Genomic DNA, 18,381 nt, shown 5'->3' on the forward strand with positions numbered 1-18,381 from the left:
TGGCCGCTGCAAACCGGCGCGCGCCTGGTCATGGCCCGCCCAGGCGGGCACCGCGATCCGCAGTACCTGCGCGAGGTTATTCGCCGCGAAGGCGTCACCACCTTGCACTTCGTGCCGTCGATGCTGGACGTGTTCCTCGCCCATGGCGAAGCCTCGGCGGACGCTCTCAAGCGTGTGCTGTGCAGCGGTGAGGCCCTGCCGGGCAGCCTGGTGCGGCGTTTCCACGCGCAGTTGCCAACGGTGGAGTTGCACAACCTCTACGGCCCCACCGAAGCGGCCGTGGATGTCAGTGCCTGGCATTGCATCACGGCACCGGACAACACGCCTATCGGCAAACCGATCGCCAACACCACGCTGTACGTCCTCGATGGCCAAGGTCAGCCCGTGCCGCAAGGTGTGGCCGGTGAGCTGTTCATCGGTGGCGTGCAAGTCGCCCGTGGCTACCTCAACCGCGCCGAGCTGACCACCGAACGCTTCATCGATGACCCGTTCAGCACACGCCCCGGTGCACGTCTGTATCGCACCGGCGACCTGGCACGGCATCTGCCCGACGGCAACATCGAATACCTGGGCCGCAACGACGACCAGGTGAAAATCCGTGGCCTGCGCATAGAGCTGGGCGAGATCCAGGCCGGCCTGACCGCCATCGCGGGTATCAAGGAAGCCGTGGTGGTGGCCCGCGAGCAACGCCTGGTGGCGTACTACACCGGCGAAGCGCAGGCCACCGAAACCCTGCGTTCGGCGCTGCTGACACACCTGCCGGAGTTCATGCTGCCCGCGCTGTTCATGCACCTCGGCGCACTGCCTTTGAGCCCCAACGGCAAGCTGGACCGCAAGGCCCTGCCTGAGCCCGACGCCATCCAGGACCGGCCGTACGAAGCCCCGGAAGGCGAAACCGAAACCCTGTTGGCGGCGATCTGGGCCGAACTGCTGGGCGTGGAGCGGGTAGGGCGCCATGACAACTTCTTCGAACTGGGCGGCCATTCACTGCTGGCGGTGACCCTGACCTCCCGCCTGCGCGAGCAAGGCCTGGAAGCCGACGTGCGCGCACTGTTCGAGCAACCGACCCTGGCCGGCTATGCAGCCATCACAGACAGCATGGAGATCGTCCTGTGAGCATCAACCAATTATTGGCAACACTGACGGCCAACAACGTACAGCTGGCACTCAAGGACGGCCAGCTGGTGATCCAGGGCAACCGCCAGGCCCTGACCGACGCAGCCCTGGTGGCGCGCCTGCGCGAGCACAAGCCCGCGCTGGTGGCAATGATCGAGCGCGGCGAATACGTGGCGGTGAAACAGGGCGCGGTGCCAGTGCCGGCTAACCTGATCGAGCCCGGGTGCACGCGGATCACCCCGCAGCAGCTGAACCTGATCGACCTCGACCAGGCCAGCCTCGACCGGCTCGTCGCCTGCATCCCCGGTGGCGCTGCCAACGTACAGGACATCTACCCGCTGGCACCGCTGCAGCAGGGCATGCTGTTCCACCACGCCAGTGCCATCGACCATGACCCGTACGTGATGCAGGCGCGCTTCGCGTTCGCCGGCGAAGACCGGCTGCAGGCGTTTGCCGCTGCCCTGCGCGGGGTGATCGCGCGCCACGATATCCTGCGCACCTCGGTGCATTGGCAAGGTTTGGAAACCCCGGTGCAAGTGGTCTGGCGGGAGGCCGAGCTGCAGGTGCTGGAACTGCCCGAACAGGATCCGCAGCGTGCCCGGCTCGACCTGACCCAGGCCCCACTGATCCGTCTGCTGCGTGAGCCGGCGCAGGCCGACGGCACGCTGAGCGCGACGTTGCAGTTCCACCATATTGCGATGGACCACAGTGCCCTGGACGTGGTGCGCCACGAGCTGATCGCCTTCCTGACAGGGGAGCACCAGCACCTGGGCGCTCCGGTACCGTTCCGCAATTATGTCGCGCAGGCGGTACTGGGTATCAGCGAGGCGCAGCACGAAGCGTTCTTCCGCGAGATGCTTGGCGACATCGACGAATCGACCCTGGCCTATGGCATCCAGGATGTGCAGGGCGACGGCGTCGAGCACAACGAGCACGCGCTCGACCTGTCGCTGGGCCTGTGCCAGCGCCTGCGGGCCTATGCGCGGGGGCAGGGCGTGAGTGTCGCCAGCCTGTTCCACCTGGCCTGGGGCCGCGTATTGGGCGGGCTGACCGGGCGCACACAGGTGGTGTTCGGCACGGTACTCATGGGCCGGCTGCAGGGCGCCGAAGCTACCGACCGGGCACTGGGCATCTTCATCAACACCTTGCCGCTGCGGGTTGACCTGGACGGCGTCGACCTGCCGACAGCGATTCGCGCCACCCACCAGCGCCTGAGCGCACTGATGCGTCATGAGCATGCGCCACTGGCACTGGCCCAGCGCTGCAGCGGCGTGGCGGCGCCGGCACCGCTGTTCAATGCGCTGCTCAACTACCGCCACAGTGCGGTCGCGGCCAGCGAACCACGCCGTGCGGCGCTGGCCGGAATCGATATCGTCGCGTCAGCCGAGGCCACCAACTACCCGCTGACCCTCAGTGTCGATGATTTGGGCGAGGCGTTCCGCCTGACCCTGTTGGCCGGCGCGGGCGTTCCGGCGCAGCGCGTCTGCGCCTACTTGCAGCAAACCCTGGAAAGCCTGCTGCAGGCCCCGGCTGCGCAGGTGCTGGCGCTCGACATGCTGCCAGGCAGCGAGCGCGAGGAACTGCTGGAAGGGTTCAATGGCTCCCCAGCCCACTGCCAGACCAGCCTGACGCTGCAGCAACGCATCGAGCGCCAGGCTGCGGCACACCCACAGGACACAGCCGCCACCCAGGCGGGCGCATTCTTGACCTACGCCGACCTCAACCACCAGGCCAATGCGCTGGCCCACCACTTGATCGGCCTTGGCGTCGGTGCCGATGACCGTGTTGCGGTGGTGGCCCGGCGTGGCCTGGAGACGCTGGTGGGGTTGCTCGCTGTGCTCAAGGCCGGTGCCGGTTATGTGCCGGTTGACCCGGCCCACCCGGACGAGCGCGTGCACTACCTGCTCACCGACAGCGCACCCGTGGTGGTACTGACCCAGCAGGCCCTGCGTGGGCGCCTGGGAACCCTGCCGGTTCCCGTGTTGCTGCTCGACCGGCCGGGCTGGCCGGTACGCGCTGACAACCCCGCGTTGCCAGCCCTCAATGCCCGGCACCTGGCCTACGTGATCTACACCTCCGGCTCGACCGGCCAACCCAAGGGCGTGATGGTCGAGCACCAGACCGTCAACAACCTGGTCGACTGGCACTGCCGCGCCTTCGACCTGTGCCATGGCCGCCACACCTCATGCCTGGCCGGCTTCGGTTTCGATGCGATGGCCTGGGAGGTCTGGCCTGCCTTGTGCGCCGGAGCGACGTTGCACCTGGCCCCGTGCGCCGAAGGCCATGAAGACCTCGACGCCATGCTCGCCTGGTGGCGCGACCAGCCACTGGATGTAAGCTTCCTGCCCACACCGGTGGCCGAATATGCCTTCAGCCACCAGCTCGAACACCCGACCCTGCGCACCTTGCTGATCGGCGGCGACCGCCTGCGCCAGTTCAACCGCATCCAGCGCTTTGCCGTGGTCAACAATTACGGCCCGACCGAAACCACCGTGGTGGCCAGCTCCGGGGTGGTCGAGGCGGGCGAGGTGCTGCACATCGGCCGGCCGGTGGACAATGCTCGCCTGTATGTCCTCGACGAACGTCGCCAGCCCGTGGCCCTGGGCGTGCCAGGCGAGCTGTACATTGGCGGAGCCGGGGTTGCCCGCGGTTACCTGAACCGGCCAGCGCTCACCGCCGAACGTTTCCTCGACGACCCCTTTACTGCCACGCCAGGCGCGCGCATGTACCGCACCGGCGACCTGGTGCGCTGGCTGGCCGACGGCACCTTGGATTACCTGGGCCGCAACGACGACCAGGTGAAGATCCGCGGCGTGCGCATCGAACTGGGTGAAATCGAGAGCCGCCTGGCCACCTTGCCGGGTATCAACGAAGCCGTGGTGCTGGCCCGCGAGGACCAGCCCGGCCAACCGCGCCTGGTGGCGTATTTCACGCCACAGGCCGATGTCGAGGCGGCAACCCCTGAAAGCCTGCGCGCCCAACTGCAGGCGCACTTGCCGGAATACATGGTGCCGGTGGCCTTCGTCGAGCTGGCGGCCTTGCCGCTGACCGCCAACGGCAAACTCGACCGCCGCGCGCTGCCCAAACCCGAGCGCTCGGCGCTGTTCGAGCAAGGCTTCGAGGCCCCCGAAGGCGAACTCGAAAACGCCCTGGCGCAGCTCTGGGCAGAATTGCTGCAGGTCGAGCGGGTGGGCCGGCATGATCATTTCTTCACCCTTGGCGGGCATTCGTTGCTGGCCATGCGCATGGTGTCGCAGGTGCGCCTGCGCCTGGGCGTAGAGCTGACCTTGGCCGAACTGTTCGCCAATGCCGAACTGGCGGCAGTGGCTGCAGTGCTGGCCAACGCCGGGCGCAGTGAGCTGCCGGCGATATTGCCGGTGCCACGCGAGCAACCGCTGCCGATGTCGTTCGCCCAGCAGCGGCTGTGGTTCCTGGCCCAGATGGAAGGCGGCAATCAGGCCTACAACGTTCCGTTGGCCCTGGGGCTGCGCGGGCCCCTGGATGCCGATGCGTTGGAATGTGCCCTTCGGCGTATCGTCGAGCGCCATGACACCCTGCGCAGCCGCTTCGTGCCTTGTGATGACAGCGCTGAGGTGATCATCGCCGCCACTGTCGGGGGCGACTGGTTCCAGCGCGAAGCGTCGAGCCACGATGCGCTGGCCGCGAAGTTGCGCGAAGCAGCCAGCGCGCCTTTTGACCTGGCCCATGGCCCGCTGCTGCGCGCACGCCTGCTGCGCCTGGGCGCCGAACACCATGTGCTGGCACTGACGGTGCACCATATCGTCGCGGATGGCTGGTCGCTCGGGGTGCTGACCCAGGAGCTGCGGGCGTTATACCCAACCTTCTGCCAAGGCCTGCCAGACCCGCTGCCGCCACTGCCGATCCAGTACGGTGACTATGCGGTGTGGCAACGTCGCTGGCTGGCCGGTGAACAGTTGCAACGCCAGGCCGACTATTGGCGCCAGGCGCTGGACGGCGCACCCACCATGCTCAAACTCCCCAGCGATCGGCCACGCCCCGAGCGCCAGGACTTTGCCGGCGCGAACCTGCCCCTGCAACTGGACCCGCGCTTGGCCGCAGGCCTGCGTACCCTGGCCCAGCGCCATGGGGTAACGCTGTACATGGCCCTGCTCGGCGCCTGGGCGGCACTGCTGGCGCGGCTTTCCGGGCAGCCTGAGGTCGTGATTGGCTGCCCGGTGGCCGGCCGTGGCCGCGCCGAGCTCGAAGTGCTGGCGGGGTTGTTCGTCAATACCTTGGCCATCCGTATCGACACGGGCGCTGCGCCGACCGCGCAGGCGTTGCTCGAACAGGTCCGCACCCGTGTGCTCGAGGCCCAGGCACATCAGGACCTGCCGTTCGAACAGGTGGTCGAGATCGTGCGCCCGGTGCGCAGCCTGGCCCATACCCCATTGTTCCAGGCGACGCTCAACTGGCAGGCCACCCACGGCCCGGCGCTAGCGTTGCAAGGCCTGCAGCTGGAGGCCGTGGCCCAGGTCGGGCAGGTGGCCAAGTTCGACCTCACGCTTAACCTGGGTGAGCACGGCGAAGCGCTGGCCGGCAGCCTCGAATACGCCACCGCGCTGTTCGATGAGACCACGGTGCGCCGCTACCTCGGCTACTTCGAGCGTTTGCTGTGGGCGATGGTCGGCAATGACCAGTCCACCCTGGCACACATCGACCTGATCGGCGATGAAGAGCGCCACACCCTGCTGCACACGCTCAACGCGACCCACCGCCATTACCCGCGCGAGCAGAGCGTACAGCGCCTGTTCGAACAACGTGTCGCACGCCATCCATTGGCACTGGCGGCAGTGCACGGCGAGCTGAGCCTGAGCTACGGCGAACTCAACGCACGGGCCAACCGCCTGGCCCATTATCTGATCGCCGAGGGCGTTGCACCGGGGGCCTGCGTGGCGATCCTGCTGCCACGCTCGCTGCCGTTGCTGGTGGCGCAACTGGCGGTGCTCAAGTGCGCGGCAGTGTATGTGCCGCTGGATATCCATGCGCCGGTCGAGCGCCAGGCATTCATGCTTCAAGATTGCCAGGCCGCGGCGCTGCTGACGGTGGCCGATACGCCTGCAGATTTCCCAGTGCGGCGCATCGACCTTGATCAGCTCGCACTCGACAGCCAGCCCGCGCATAATCCGGGCCTGCCCCAGGATGCCGGTACCAGCGCCTACGTGATGTACACCTCGGGCACCACCGGGATGCCCAAGGGCGTATGCGTGCCGCACCGTGGCATCGTGCGGCTGGTGATGGCGAACGGTTATGCCGACTTCACCACGCAGGACCGTGTCGCCTTTGCCTCCAACCCGGCGTTCGATGCCAGCACCCTGGAAGTCTGGGGCGCGCTGCTCAACGGCGGGCAGGTGCGGGTGGTGGACCACGCAACGCTGGTCGACTCTCGGCGCTTCGCCAGCGCGCTGGCAGAGGAAGGCATCAGCGTACTGTTCCTGACCACCGCGCTGTTCAACCAATACGTGCAATTGCTGCCTGAAGCGCTGGCGGGGCTGCGCATCCTCATCAGCGGTGGTGAGCGTGCCGAGCCTGCGGCGTTTCGTGCCTTGCTCGAACGCGCGCCGACGCTGCGCCTGGTCAATGGCTATGGGCCCACCGAAACCACCACCTTTGCGGTGACCTGCGAAGTACGCGAGCTGGCGGCGAACGCTACCCACGTGCCGATTGGCCAACCCATCGGCAACACCCAGGTCTATGTCCTCGATTCGCACCAGCAACTGGCCCCCCGGGGTGTGGTCGGTGAGTTGTACATCGGCGGCGATGGCGTGGCCCTGGGCTACCTCAACCGCCCGGCGCTGACCGCCGAACGCTTTGTCGAAGACCCGTTCAGCCAACAGGCCGGTGCCAGGCTGTACCGCACGGGCGACCTGGTGCGCTGGCAGGCCGATGGCCAGCTCGAATGCCTTGGGCGCAACGACGATCAGGTGAAGATTCGCGGTTTTCGCATCGAGCTGGGGGAGATCCAGCAACAACTGGCGCAGTGCCCCGGTATCGGTGACGTCATCGTCATGGCGGTGCCTGCCGAGCAGGGGCCGTTGCGCCTGGTGGCTTGGTTCACCCGCCTGGATGCGGCGCTGCAAGCCAGTGACCTGCGCAGCTACCTGCGTGGGCGCCTGCCTGAGTACATGGTCCCGGCCGCCTTTGTGGCACTGCAGCGGATGCCGCTGAGCAACAACGGCAAGGTCGAACGCAAGGCGCTGCCGCAACCGGGCCCGCAAGATTTCGCTGCAGCCGCCTACGAGGCACCGCAAGGGCCGCAGGAGCAGGTGCTGGCGCAGCTGTGGGGCGAGCTGCTGAACATCGAGCGAGTCGGGCGCGACGACCGCTTCTTCGAGCTGGGCGGCCACTCGCTGCTGGCCATGCGCATGCTGGCCCAGGTTCGCCAGCGGCTGGGCCTGGAGCTGGCCTTGGCTGATTTGTTCGCGGACGACCGCCTGGCTGCGGTCGCCGCCCGTTTGGCCAGCCACCCCGCGCAGGTGCTGCCTGCCCTGCAGCCGAGCTTGCGCGTGGGGCCATTGCCATTGTCGTTCGCCCAGCAGCGGCTCTGGTTCCTGGCGCAGATGGCGCCGGGCAGTGCGGCATATCACATCCCCATCGGCCTGCGCTTGCAGGGGGCGCTGGATGCTGTGGCACTGGAACGTGCGCTGCGGCGCCTGGTGGAACGCCATGAGAGCCTGCGCAGCCACTTCGTCGGGCAGGATGGCGAACCGCACGTGGTGCTGGCAACAGAGGCGTTCAGCCTTGCCAAGGCAGAGGTGCCTGGCCTGAATGAACAGGCACTGGCTGCGCTGGTCGAGCAGGAAGCCAGCCGGCCGTTCATGCTGCATCAGGACTTGCCGATCCGTGGCCGCCTGCTGCACTTGGCGGCGGACCACCATGTGCTGCTGCTGACCCTGCACCACCTGGTGGCCGATGGTTGGTCGCTGGGCGTGCTGGTGCGGGAACTGGGCGAGCTTTACCAAGCGTTCAGCCAGGAGCGTGATGACCCGCTACCGGCGTTGCCCGTGCAGTACCTCGACTATGCCCTGTGGCAACGGCGCACGCTGGGCGGCGATACCTTGCAGCGCCAAGCGCAATACTGGGCGGCGCAGCTGGACGGGGTACCAACGCTGATCAGCCTGCCGTGGGATCGGCCACGGCCTGAACGCCAGGATCATGCCGGCGACAGCGTCGCGGTCTGCCTGGATCCGCGCTTGAGCGTCGAGCTCAAGGCGCTGTGCCGGGGCCATGGGGTGACGCCGTACATGCTGTTCATGGCCGCCTGGGCGGTATTGCTGACGCGGCTTGCCGGCCAGGACGAGGTGGTGATCGGTTCGCCACTGGCCAACCGTCGTCAGGCCGAAGTGGATGGGTTGATCGGCATGTTCGTCAATTCCATCGCCGTGCGTGTGGAAACCTCAGGCGCGCCGGATGTCGCCAGCCTGCTGGCACAGGTCAAGGCGACCGTGCTGGCGGCCCAGGCGCATCAGGACCTGCCTTTCGAGCAGGTGGTCGAGGCCGTGCGGCCACAGCGCAGCCTGGCCCATACGCCGGTGTACCAGGTGTCGTTGGACTGGGAGGGCAGCCCGCAGCGGCAGGAGCTGCAGCTGGGTGAACTGGCGGTAACCGCGCTGGGCGGCCAGGCGCGAATCGCCAAGTTCGACCTGAGCCTGAGCCTGGGCGAGGGGGTGGAGGGCTTTGCCGGCGGCATCGTCTATGCCACGGCGCTGTTCGACCGGGCAACCATCGAGCGTTATGCGGGGTATCTGGAGCAGTTGCTGTGGACCTTTGTCGAAGGCGCGCAGGCCATTCCAGCCCACACCGGGTTGCCCGATGCGGACGAGCGCAAGCGGTTGCTGCTGGCGTTCAACGACACGGCGGTGGACTACGACCTTGAGCAGACGCTGCATGGGCTGATCGAGGCGCAGGTCGACCGCACCCCGGATGCCGTGGCGGTGCGGGCTGAAGAAGGTACGTTGAGCTATCGCCAGCTCAACGAACAGGCCAACCGTTTGGCGCATCACTTGATCGGTCTTGGAGTAAAACCTGACGATCGCGTCGCGATTTGCGTCGAACGTGGGCTGTCGATGGTGGTTGGGCTGCTGGCCATCCTCAAAGCCGGCGGCGCCTACGTGCCGGTCGATCCGGATTACCCAGCCGAACGGGTGCGGCACATGCTGAGCGACAGCGCGCCAGTGGCGGTGCTGGTGCATGCCGCGACGCGCCATGTGCCGGAAAGCGGCCAGGTCATCGACCTGGATCAGCCGACCTGGGGCGAGCAAGCTGCCAGCAACCCTGTGGTTGCAGCACTGACCCCGCGCCATCTGGCCTACGTGATCTACACCTCGGGTTCGACCGGCCTGCCCAAAGGCGTGATGAACGAGCACGCCGGCGTGGTCAACCGCCTGCTGTGGATGCAGGGCGCGTACGCCCTGGGCGCTGAAGACGTGGTGCTGCAGAAGACCCCGTTCAGCTTCGACGTTTCGGTGTGGGAGTTCCTCTGGCCGCTGCAAACCGGCGCGCGCCTGGTCATGGCCCGCCCAGGCGGGCACCGCGATCCGCAGTACCTGCGCGAGGTTATTCGCCGCGAAGGCGTCACCACCTTGCACTTCGTGCCGTCGATGCTGGACGTGTTCCTCGCCCATGGCGAAGCCTCGGCGGACGCTCTCAAGCGTGTGCTGTGCAGTGGCGAGGCGTTGCCGGGCAGCCTGGTGCGGCGTTTCCACGCGCAGTTGCCAACGGTGGAGTTGCACAACCTCTACGGCCCCACCGAAGCCGCCGTGGATGTCAGTGCCTGGCACTGCACCACGGCACCGGACAACACGCCTATCGGCAAACCGATCGCCAACACCACGCTGTACGTCCTCGATGGCCAAGGTCAGCCCGTGCCGCAAGGTGTGGCCGGTGAGCTGTTCATCGGTGGCGTGCAAGTCGCCCGTGGCTACCTCAACCGCGCCGAGCTGACCACCGAACGCTTCATCGATGACCCGTTCAGCACACGCCCCGGTGCACGTCTGTATCGCACCGGCGACCTGGCACGGCATCTGCCCGACGGCAACATCGAATACCTGGGCCGCAACGACGACCAGGTGAAAATCCGTGGCCTGCGCATAGAGCTGGGCGAGATCCAGGCCGGCCTGACCGCCATCGCGGGTATCAAGGAAGCCGTGGTGGTGGCCCGCGAGCAACGCCTGGTGGCGTACTACACCGGCGAAGCGCAGGCCACCGAAACCCTGCGTTCGGCGCTGCTGACACACCTGCCGGAGTTCATGGTGCCCGCGCTGTTCATGCACCTCGGCGCACTGCCTTTGAGCCCCAACGGCAAGCTGGACCGCAAGGCCTTGCCTGAGCCCGACGCCATCCAGGACCGGCCGTACGAAGCCCCGGAAGGCGAAACCGAAACCCTGCTGGCGGCGATCTGGGCCGAACTGCTGGGCGTGGAGCGGGTAGGGCGCCATGACAACTTCTTCGAACTGGGCGGCCATTCGCTGGCGGCCATCCGCTTGATCGACAAACTCGTGAAGGCCGGCCTGCAGGCCACCCTCAACGACGTGTTCCAACAGCCAAGCGTGGCCCTGTTGGCCCGCCAATTGGACGCCAGCCACGCCGGTCAGGCGCAGCCTGTCGTCACCGTCAGGCGTGCTGGCAGCCAACCTGCGTTGTTCCTGGTGCACGAGTTCACCGGCCTGGACTTTTATTTCCCGGTGCTGGGCCAGCACCTTCCAGGGGATTTCCCGCTTTACGGCTTGCCGGGCGTGCCGTGTGGCGAGCCCCAGCCACGCACGCTGGAGTGCCTGGCCCGCTACCAGATCGAACAGCTGCGCAAAGTCCAGCCGCACGGGCCTTATCGCTTGGCGGGCTGGTCGTTCGGCGGTGTGCTGGCCTTCGAAATGGCGAATCAACTGTTGGGCGCCGATGAGCAGGTCGAGTTCCTTGGGCTGATCGACACCTATACGCCGCGCCTGGCCGACCAGGGCAAGGCGCGCTGGCAAGGGCCGCGTGCATTGGAGCGCCAGTTGCTGCTCAACTGCAGCACCTTCTGGCGTACCCAGGGGGAGGCCGGCGAGGCGCGGTTGGCGCATCTGCAGCGCCTGGAAGCCGAGCAAGCCGACTTCGATACGCTGCTGGCCAGCTGCAGTGAACACCATCTGCTGTATGGGCTGTGGTCGAGCATGAGCGATGAGCAGTTGCGCCATTACTTCAACCGCGAGCTGGCGCACGGTCATGCCCTGGCCCACTACCGCCTGGCGCCGCTGAGTGTGCCGGTGCACCTGTTCCGCGCCGAGCAGGGCAGCGAGGGCTTGTCGAACCTGGGTTGGCGAGAAGCGCTGCCCGCCCAGGCGCTGGTCGAGATCGCCGTGCCCGGCAATCACCGCAGCATGATGCAGGCACCCCATGTGGCATCGGTTGGCGAAGCCATTGCCCAGGCACTCGGCAGCGTTGCGGCGCGCCCAGCCGAACAGGCTCACGCTTACCAGCCGCTGGTGGCGATCCAGACGGGCCAGCAAGGCCATGCGCCGCTGTTCTGCGTGCCGGGGGCCGGTGACAGCGTCACCAGCTTCATCGGCCTGGCCGAAGCGCTTGGGCCGGACTGGCCGCTGTACGGCCTGCAGGCACGTGGCCTGGACGGTTGCTCCGTGCCGCATGCGTCAGTGCAAGCCGCAGTCGATTGCCATATGCAGGCCATCGAGGCGCTGTACCCGCAAGGGCCACTGAACCTGGTGGGGCACTCGTTTGGCGGTTGGGTCGCGCATGCCATGGCGGCGCGGTTTGAGGCCAAAGGGCGCCAGGTGCGTTCGTTGACCCTCATCGACAGCGAAGCACCGGGCGACGGCGGTACCTGTGGCCAGCCCTACACCTTTGGTGAAGCGCTGCAACGGTTGATCGACGCGCTGCAGTTGTCGACCGGCAAGGCACTGGGCATCGAGCCACTGGCCTTTGCCCAGGCCAGTGATGACGAGCAATTGCGACAGCTGCATGGTGCCATGGTGCGGGTCGGGCTGATGCCGGCGCGTTCCCTGCCCACAGCCCTGGAAGGCACGGTGCGGACCTTCGCTACCGCCTTGCGCACCCGTTACCAGCCGACGCTGAGTTACAGCGGGCCGGTGGGGCTGGTGCTGGTCGATGACCCGAGCCTGGACATGGCGGGCAACGCACGGGAACAGGCAGCGATGCAGGCCGGCTGGCAGCAATTGATGCCGCAACTGGCCCTATGGCAGGGGCCGGGCAACCACTTCAGCATCCTCAAGGTGCCGGATGTGTTCAGCCTGGCGGCGTGGTGGCATGACGGGCAGGCACTGCAGTTGGACCGGGTGGCTCAGTAGCTAGGTGGAAGGCGACTTCTTGTACTGCCGCATCTGGCCTCATCGCCGGCAAGCCGGCTCCCACAGGCACATCAGTGCTCGTTGGTGCAGTACTGACCCTGTGGGAGCCGGCTTGTCGGCGATTGGGCAGCAAAGCAGACCCACACTTTTAAGTGTTGAATGAAAAGTGAGTATTCATGGACAAGTCCAGATTCCGCAAATACAGCCTCGGCGTCGCCGTGGCCCTGGTCGCCGGCATTGCGTTGTATGCCATCCAGGCGCCGGCCAAGGCGCCGCAATACATTACTGCCACGGTCGAACGAGGCGACATCGAGAACGCGGTGCTGGCCACCGGCATTCTTGAAGGCATCAAGCAGGTGGATGTCGGTGCCCAGGTATCCGGGCAGCTGAAGTCGCTCAAGGTCAAGCTCGGCGACAAGGTCGAACAGGGCCAGTGGTTGGCCGAAATCGACCCGCTGGTGCTGCGCAACACCCTGCGCCAGGCCGAGGTCGATGAAGACAAGCTTCAGGCAGAACGCCGCTCGACCTTGGCCCAGCTCAAGCAGGCCAGGCGTGTGTACGAGCGTTACCGTGAACTGCAGGCCGACGAATCAGTGTCACGCCAGGATTTCGAGAACGCAGAGTCCGAGTACGAAGTGCAGCAGGCGGCCGTACGCTCGCTCGATGCGCAAATCCAGAGCGCCCGGGTGGAGATCGACACGGCCAGGGTCAACCTTGGCTACACCCGCATCAACGCCCCCATCACCGGCCATGTGGTGGGCATCGTCACCCAGCAAGGGCAGACCGTGATCGCCAACCAGCTGGCGCCGGTACTGCTCAAGCTGGCCGACCTCGACACCATGACCGTCAAGGCCCAGGTCTCGGAAGCCGACGTGATCCACATCACCCCGGGCCAGCAGGTGTACTTCACCATCCTCGGCGAGGACAAACGCTACTACGCCAAGCTGCGCGGCACGGAACCTGCCCCGCAAAACTACGCGCAAAGCAGCGACAAGAGCGACGGCAGCAGCGCCAAGCCCAATGGCGCGGTGTTCTACAACGCGCTGTTCGAAGTGCCCAACCCCGAGCACCGCCTGCGCATATCGATGACCGCGCAGGTGCATATCGTGCTCGATACCGCTGCCGGCGTGCTGACCGTGCCCGTGGCGGCACTGGGCCTGCGCAATGGTGATGGCAGCTTCCCGGTGCGGGTGCTCGATGCCAAAGGCTTCGCCCAGGTGCGCAACGTGCAGACCGGCATCAACAACAACGTCAAGGTGCAGATCAAGGGCGGGCTGGCCGAAGGCGACCGGGTGGTGATTGGTGAGCCGGTGTCTGGCGAAGCAGGGGCCTGAGCATGAACATGAATGTCGAGCTTACCCCGCACAGGGCGGTCGCCAGCGGGACTGGCGAGCCCTTGTTGCGCCTGCAAGGCGTCAGCCGCAGTTTCAGGGCCGGCGACCGCGAATTCCTTGCACTTAAAGGTATCGACCTGGACATTCGCAGTGGCGAGCTGGTGGCGATCATCGGTGCGTCCGGCTCGGGCAAATCGACCCTGATGAACATCCTCGGTTGCCTGGACAACGCCAGCAGCGGCAGCTACCAGGTAGGCGGGCAGGAAACCCGCGAGCTGGACGACGACGCCCTGGCCGCGCTGCGCCGCGACCATTTCGGCTTTATCTTCCAGCGCTACCACCTGCTGCCGCACCTGGACGCCCTGCACAACGTCGAGATACCCGCGGTGTATGCCGGCACACCGCAGGGCCAACGGCACGGTCGGGCGCGCGAACTGTTGACGCGCCTGGGCCTGGCTGGGCACCTCGAACACCGCCCCAGCCAGTTGTCCGGCGGTCAACAACAGCGGGTGAGTATCTGCAGGGCTTTGATGAACGGTGGCCAGGTAATCCTCGCCGACGAACCCACCGGCGCACTGGACACCGCCAGCGGCAAGGAGGTGATGAACATCCTGCTGGAGCTGCACGCCGCGGGGCACACGGTGATCCTGGTGACCCACGACCCGAAAGTGGCCGCCCATGCCCAGCGTATCATCGAGGTGAGCGACGGGCAGATCATCAGCGACCGCCGCCACGCCGCCGAAGCGCTACCCACGCCAGCCGCAGAGCCGGCCCCTCAGTCACCGGCAGCGCGGCGCCTGGTCGCCAGCCTGGGGATGTTCCGCGAAGCATTCAAGATGGCCTGGATCGCCCTGATCTCGCACCGCATGCGCACCTTGCTGACCATGCTCGGGATCGTCATCGGCATCACCTCGGTGGTGTCCATCTCGGCCATCGGTGAAGGCGCCAAGGGCTATGTGCTGAAAGACATCCAGGCGATCGGCAGCAATACCATCGATATCTACTCAGGCAGCAACTTCGGCGACAGCCGGGCCAAGACCATCGAAACCTTGCTACCGGCCGACGTGGCAGCGCTGAACGAACTGTACTACGTCGACAGCGCCACCCCGGTAATCGGCCAGAGCACCCTGGTGCGCTACCGCAACCTGGATGTCGATGTACAGCTCAACGGTGTCAGCGAACACTACTTCCAGGTGCGCAATATCCCCTTGGCCGCCGGCATCGTATTCAGCGCCGACGATGCCCGGCGCCAGGCACAGGTGGTGGTGATCGACCACAACACACGCAAGCGCCTGTTCGGGCAGAACATCGACCCGCTGGGCCAGGTGATCCTGGTCGGCAACCTGCCGTGCACGGTGATTGGCGTGACGGCCGAGAACAAGAACCTGTTCGTCGCCAGCAACCAGCTGAATATCTGGGTGCCCTACGAAACTGCCGCAGGCCGCGTGCTCGGCCAGCGCCACCTGGACAGCATCAGCGTGCGCATCAAGGACGGCGTGCCGAGCAAACGGGTGGAGGAGGAGGTGACCAAGCTGATGCTGCAGCGCCATGGCACCAAGGACTTCTTCACCAATAACCTCGACAGCATCATGCAGACGGTGCAGAAGACCAGCCGCTCGCTGACCCTGCTGTTGTCGCTGATCGCGGTCATTTCTTTGGTAGTGGGCGGTATCGGGGTCATGAATATCATGCTCGTGTCGGTGACCGAACGTACCCGCGAAATTGGTATCCGCATGGCGGTGGGGGCGCGGCAGTCGGACATTCGCCAGCAGTTTCTGGTGGAGGCGGTGATGGTCTGCCTGTTTGGCGGGGTGGTAGGGATTGCCCTGTCGTATGGCATTGGCTCGCTGTTCGAGTTGTTCGTCAAACAGTGGGAAATGGTGTTTTCGCCGGGGTCGATCGTGATGGCGTTTGCCTGTTCGACATTGATTGGCGTGGTGTTCGGGTTTGTGCCTGCAAGAAATGCGGCGCGGCTGGACCCGATCGAGGCGTTGGCGCGGGACTGATGTTGGCTGCACCGGCCGTTTCGCGGGCTTGCCTCGCGAAACGGCCGGTGCAGGCTACAAAAGATCAGCTGTCACCGTACATCCAACGCATCAACGAATGCCGCCCGCTGATCCCCAGCTTGATCGCCGCCCGGCGCAGGTAGCTTTCCACCGTGTTCACCTTGAGTTCCAGCCGTTCGGCCTGCTCCGGCGCGGTATGCCCGGCCAGCAGGCCCAGGCAGACCTGGCATTCACGCTCTGATAGTTTCAGCCCTGACTGCGCCAAACGTTCCACAAAGCGCTGTGGCAGGCGCTCGGGCGCACTGCGCTCAGGGCTGGGCTGAAGGGCATCTATGTGCTTTTCCAGCATCGGCAGCAGCAGTGGCGAGATGTCATCCAGCCGGCTGCGCTCATACGCCGAAAAGCCATAGGTTGAGCCCCCGCGCAGGACCTGGATCTCATAGCGCGAGTCACCCTTGCGGCGAATCAGGTGCAGGCGCGAAGGGTCGTTGAAGCCGCTTTCCAGGCACTGATTCGAAGAAAACACCGTTTCATCGATCAACGCCGAATCCGTGTTGGCCGTTGGCAATTGCCGTATCTGCGTGGCATCGATGCTCAGGTGCGCCTGGATCAAGTCGTGCAACATGCGGGGGAACTGGCGGCTGCCGGTGCTGGCAATGACCTTGCCGATCTGCGGGTAGAGCAAGTGCGAATTCATCGTGTCATCCCTGAGGTTTCGAGGTGCAACCCCCCACCGTGTTGCCGGCCTGCATCCTGGACCTGCGGTGGGCGGTGGTTGGTATCCTAGTACAACGATTGAGTGACGGTTAAATGAAGTTGGAATAGTGGCAGAATAATGGCGACTATTCGCAGCCGTCTACTGCTGCGCGGGTTGTCGGGTATCATGCGAGCCCCATCATTTTCACGAGGCCCGTCCCATGTCCCTGAGTGCTGAACAGATCGGCGAATATCGCGTTTTCGCCGAACAGTTGGCCGATGCTGCCGCAGCCGCGATCCAACCGTACTTTCGTGCCAGCCTGGACGTCGAAGACAAGGGCGGGCGCCTGTACGACCCGGTGACCGTGGCCGACAAGGCCGCCGAAGACGCCATGCGCGAACTGATCCAGGCCCGTTACCCGGCGCACGGCATTCTCGGTGAAGAGCAGGGCGTAGCCGTCGGCAGCAGCCCACTGACCTGGGTGCTCGACCCCATCGACGGCACCCGCGCGTTCATCACCGGCCTGCCGCTTTGGGGCACGCTGATTGCCCTGAACGATGGCACGCGCCCGGTGCTGGGTGTGATGAACCAGCCGTTCACCGGTGAACGCTTCATCGGCACGCCAGAAGGCGCCTGGCGCAACGGCACGCCGCTGAGGACCCGGCCCTGCGCTGACCTGGCGTCGGCCACCTTGATGTGCACCACGCCAGACATGTTTGATACGGCCGACCGTAAGGCCGCCTTCGAAGCGGTGGCCGGCCAGGCGCGGCTGATGCGCTACGGTGGCGACTGCTACGCCTACTGCATGCTGGCTTCAGGCTTTGTCGACGTGATCGTCGAGGCCAGCCTGCAGCCGTACGATGTGCAGGCGCTGATGCCGATCATCGAAGGGGCGGGCGGGGTGATCACTGCCTGGGATGGCAGCTCGGCGCAGCATGGTGGGTGTGTGGTGGCCTGTGGTGACCCAGCGCTGCATGCGCAGGTGATGGAGATGCTGCGCCACGCCCTGTGATGGTTGTGGTGTTGCTGCCGGCCTCTTCGCGGGCAAGCCCGCGAAGAGGCCGGTACTGACAACCGGTAACCCCACCGTCGCACTTTTTCCGCTTTCCGGGCTCTATGCATGGCCAGGCCGTGCCGATCCCCAGCGCAGCCGCCGACTTCGACCCGGTGCCGATGGTTGCAAACACACCTCAAATTCTCCCGCGCCTGCTGCTTGCAGGTGCACTGATGTGCCTCGGTGCCTGCACCCAGCAACAAGGCCAGGACATTGTCAGCCAGTTCGGCAACGGCAAGCCCAGCGAGCTGTTCCAGACCAGTGTCGACCGCATGGCGACGCTGGCCATGCGCGACAACCTGCAAAGCCTGTACCTGCTGATGAACAAGCTGTACCTGCGCAACCCCAACCAGTGGAAGATGTCCGGCTACCTGGATGCCGCCACTGCCGAGCGGCAGATCCGCATCGCTATCGAACAGCGCCAGCCCCTGGCGCAGCTGGGCAACCGCCGCGACCTTGCCGCCTTGAGCTATGCCCTGAGCCCGGCGTTTCGTGGCGACCGGGTGGGCGCCTTCATCTACGCCATCGGCAGCATGCTGATCACTGCCCACGGCGGGCGCACCGAGTTCTACATGACCGATACCATCGACCCGCTGTTCGTCAACAACGCGGCGCGCAATATCGAGAAAGCCACCTGGATGCTGAGCCAGCGCCAGGACGCCAATGGCGTGCTGCTGCTGTTCTCCAACGAGATCTCGGAGGAGGGCAGCAACCTGAGTTTCGCCGTGGAGTTCGGCAAGATCGTGGCGCGGCTGGATTTGCTGGCAGAGTTGCTGGATGAGCGCTACCGACGGATCGGGCTCAACTATGCGCAGAGCCTGTTGCTGATGAACTTCCTGCCGGTGCAATAGCC

7 protein-coding genes are annotated in these 18,381 nt (G+C 65.8%); 6 read left to right on the forward strand and 1 reads right to left on the reverse strand.

Going from position 1 to position 18,381, the window contains the following annotated elements:
• From ACIPIJ_RS10295 to ACIPIJ_RS10310, 4 genes are all read left to right on the forward strand, one after another.
• Window positions 1–1,116 (forward strand): AMP-binding protein (locus tag ACIPIJ_RS10295; protein WP_401075811.1); only part of this gene is annotated, 1,116 nt, incomplete at its 5' end.
• Window positions 1,113–12,437: an amino acid adenylation domain-containing protein gene (locus tag ACIPIJ_RS10300; protein ID WP_401075814.1), complete on the forward strand. Its 11,325-nt coding sequence runs from the start codon at window positions 1,113–1,115 to the stop codon at window positions 12,435–12,437. The genes ACIPIJ_RS10295 and ACIPIJ_RS10300, both read left to right, overlap by 4 nt.
• Window positions 12,438–12,613: 176 nt before the next feature.
• The gene (gene macA / locus ACIPIJ_RS10305) at window positions 12,614–13,771 is read left to right on the forward strand and encodes a macrolide transporter subunit MacA (RefSeq protein WP_401075817.1); all 1,158 of its coding nucleotides are present in this window, start codon (window positions 12,614–12,616) and stop codon (window positions 13,769–13,771) included.
• A 2-nt stretch (window positions 13,772–13,773) separates the two neighbouring features.
• Window positions 13,774–15,777, forward strand: coding sequence for a MacB family efflux pump subunit (locus ACIPIJ_RS10310; RefSeq protein WP_401075820.1), 2,004 nt, complete (start codon window positions 13,774–13,776; stop codon window positions 15,775–15,777).
• A gap of 64 nt (window positions 15,778–15,841) precedes the next feature.
• Here ACIPIJ_RS10310 and ACIPIJ_RS10315 read toward each other — a convergent pair whose 3' ends face one another.
• Window positions 15,842–16,474, reverse strand: a complete 633-nt coding sequence (locus tag ACIPIJ_RS10315; protein ID WP_401075823.1) for a LuxR C-terminal-related transcriptional regulator — start codon at window positions 16,472–16,474, stop codon at window positions 15,842–15,844.
• Between the two features lie 220 nt (window positions 16,475–16,694).
• Between ACIPIJ_RS10315 and hisN the strand changes: the two genes are divergently transcribed.
• Window positions 16,695–17,486, forward strand: a complete 792-nt coding sequence (gene hisN, locus ACIPIJ_RS10320; protein ID WP_401075826.1) for a histidinol-phosphatase — start codon at window positions 16,695–16,697, stop codon at window positions 17,484–17,486.
• A gap of 161 nt (window positions 17,487–17,647) precedes the next feature.
• Entirely contained in the window at window positions 17,648–18,379 is a 732-nt protein-coding gene (locus tag ACIPIJ_RS10325; RefSeq protein ID WP_401077537.1) for a hypothetical protein, read from the forward strand.
• Window positions 18,380–18,381 lie beyond the last annotated feature (2 nt).

Origin of the sequence: Pseudomonas sp. NPDC087185 (assembly GCF_044744955.1) — a bacterium.
In the GTDB taxonomy this organism is placed as follows: domain Bacteria; phylum Pseudomonadota; class Gammaproteobacteria; order Pseudomonadales; family Pseudomonadaceae; genus Aquipseudomonas.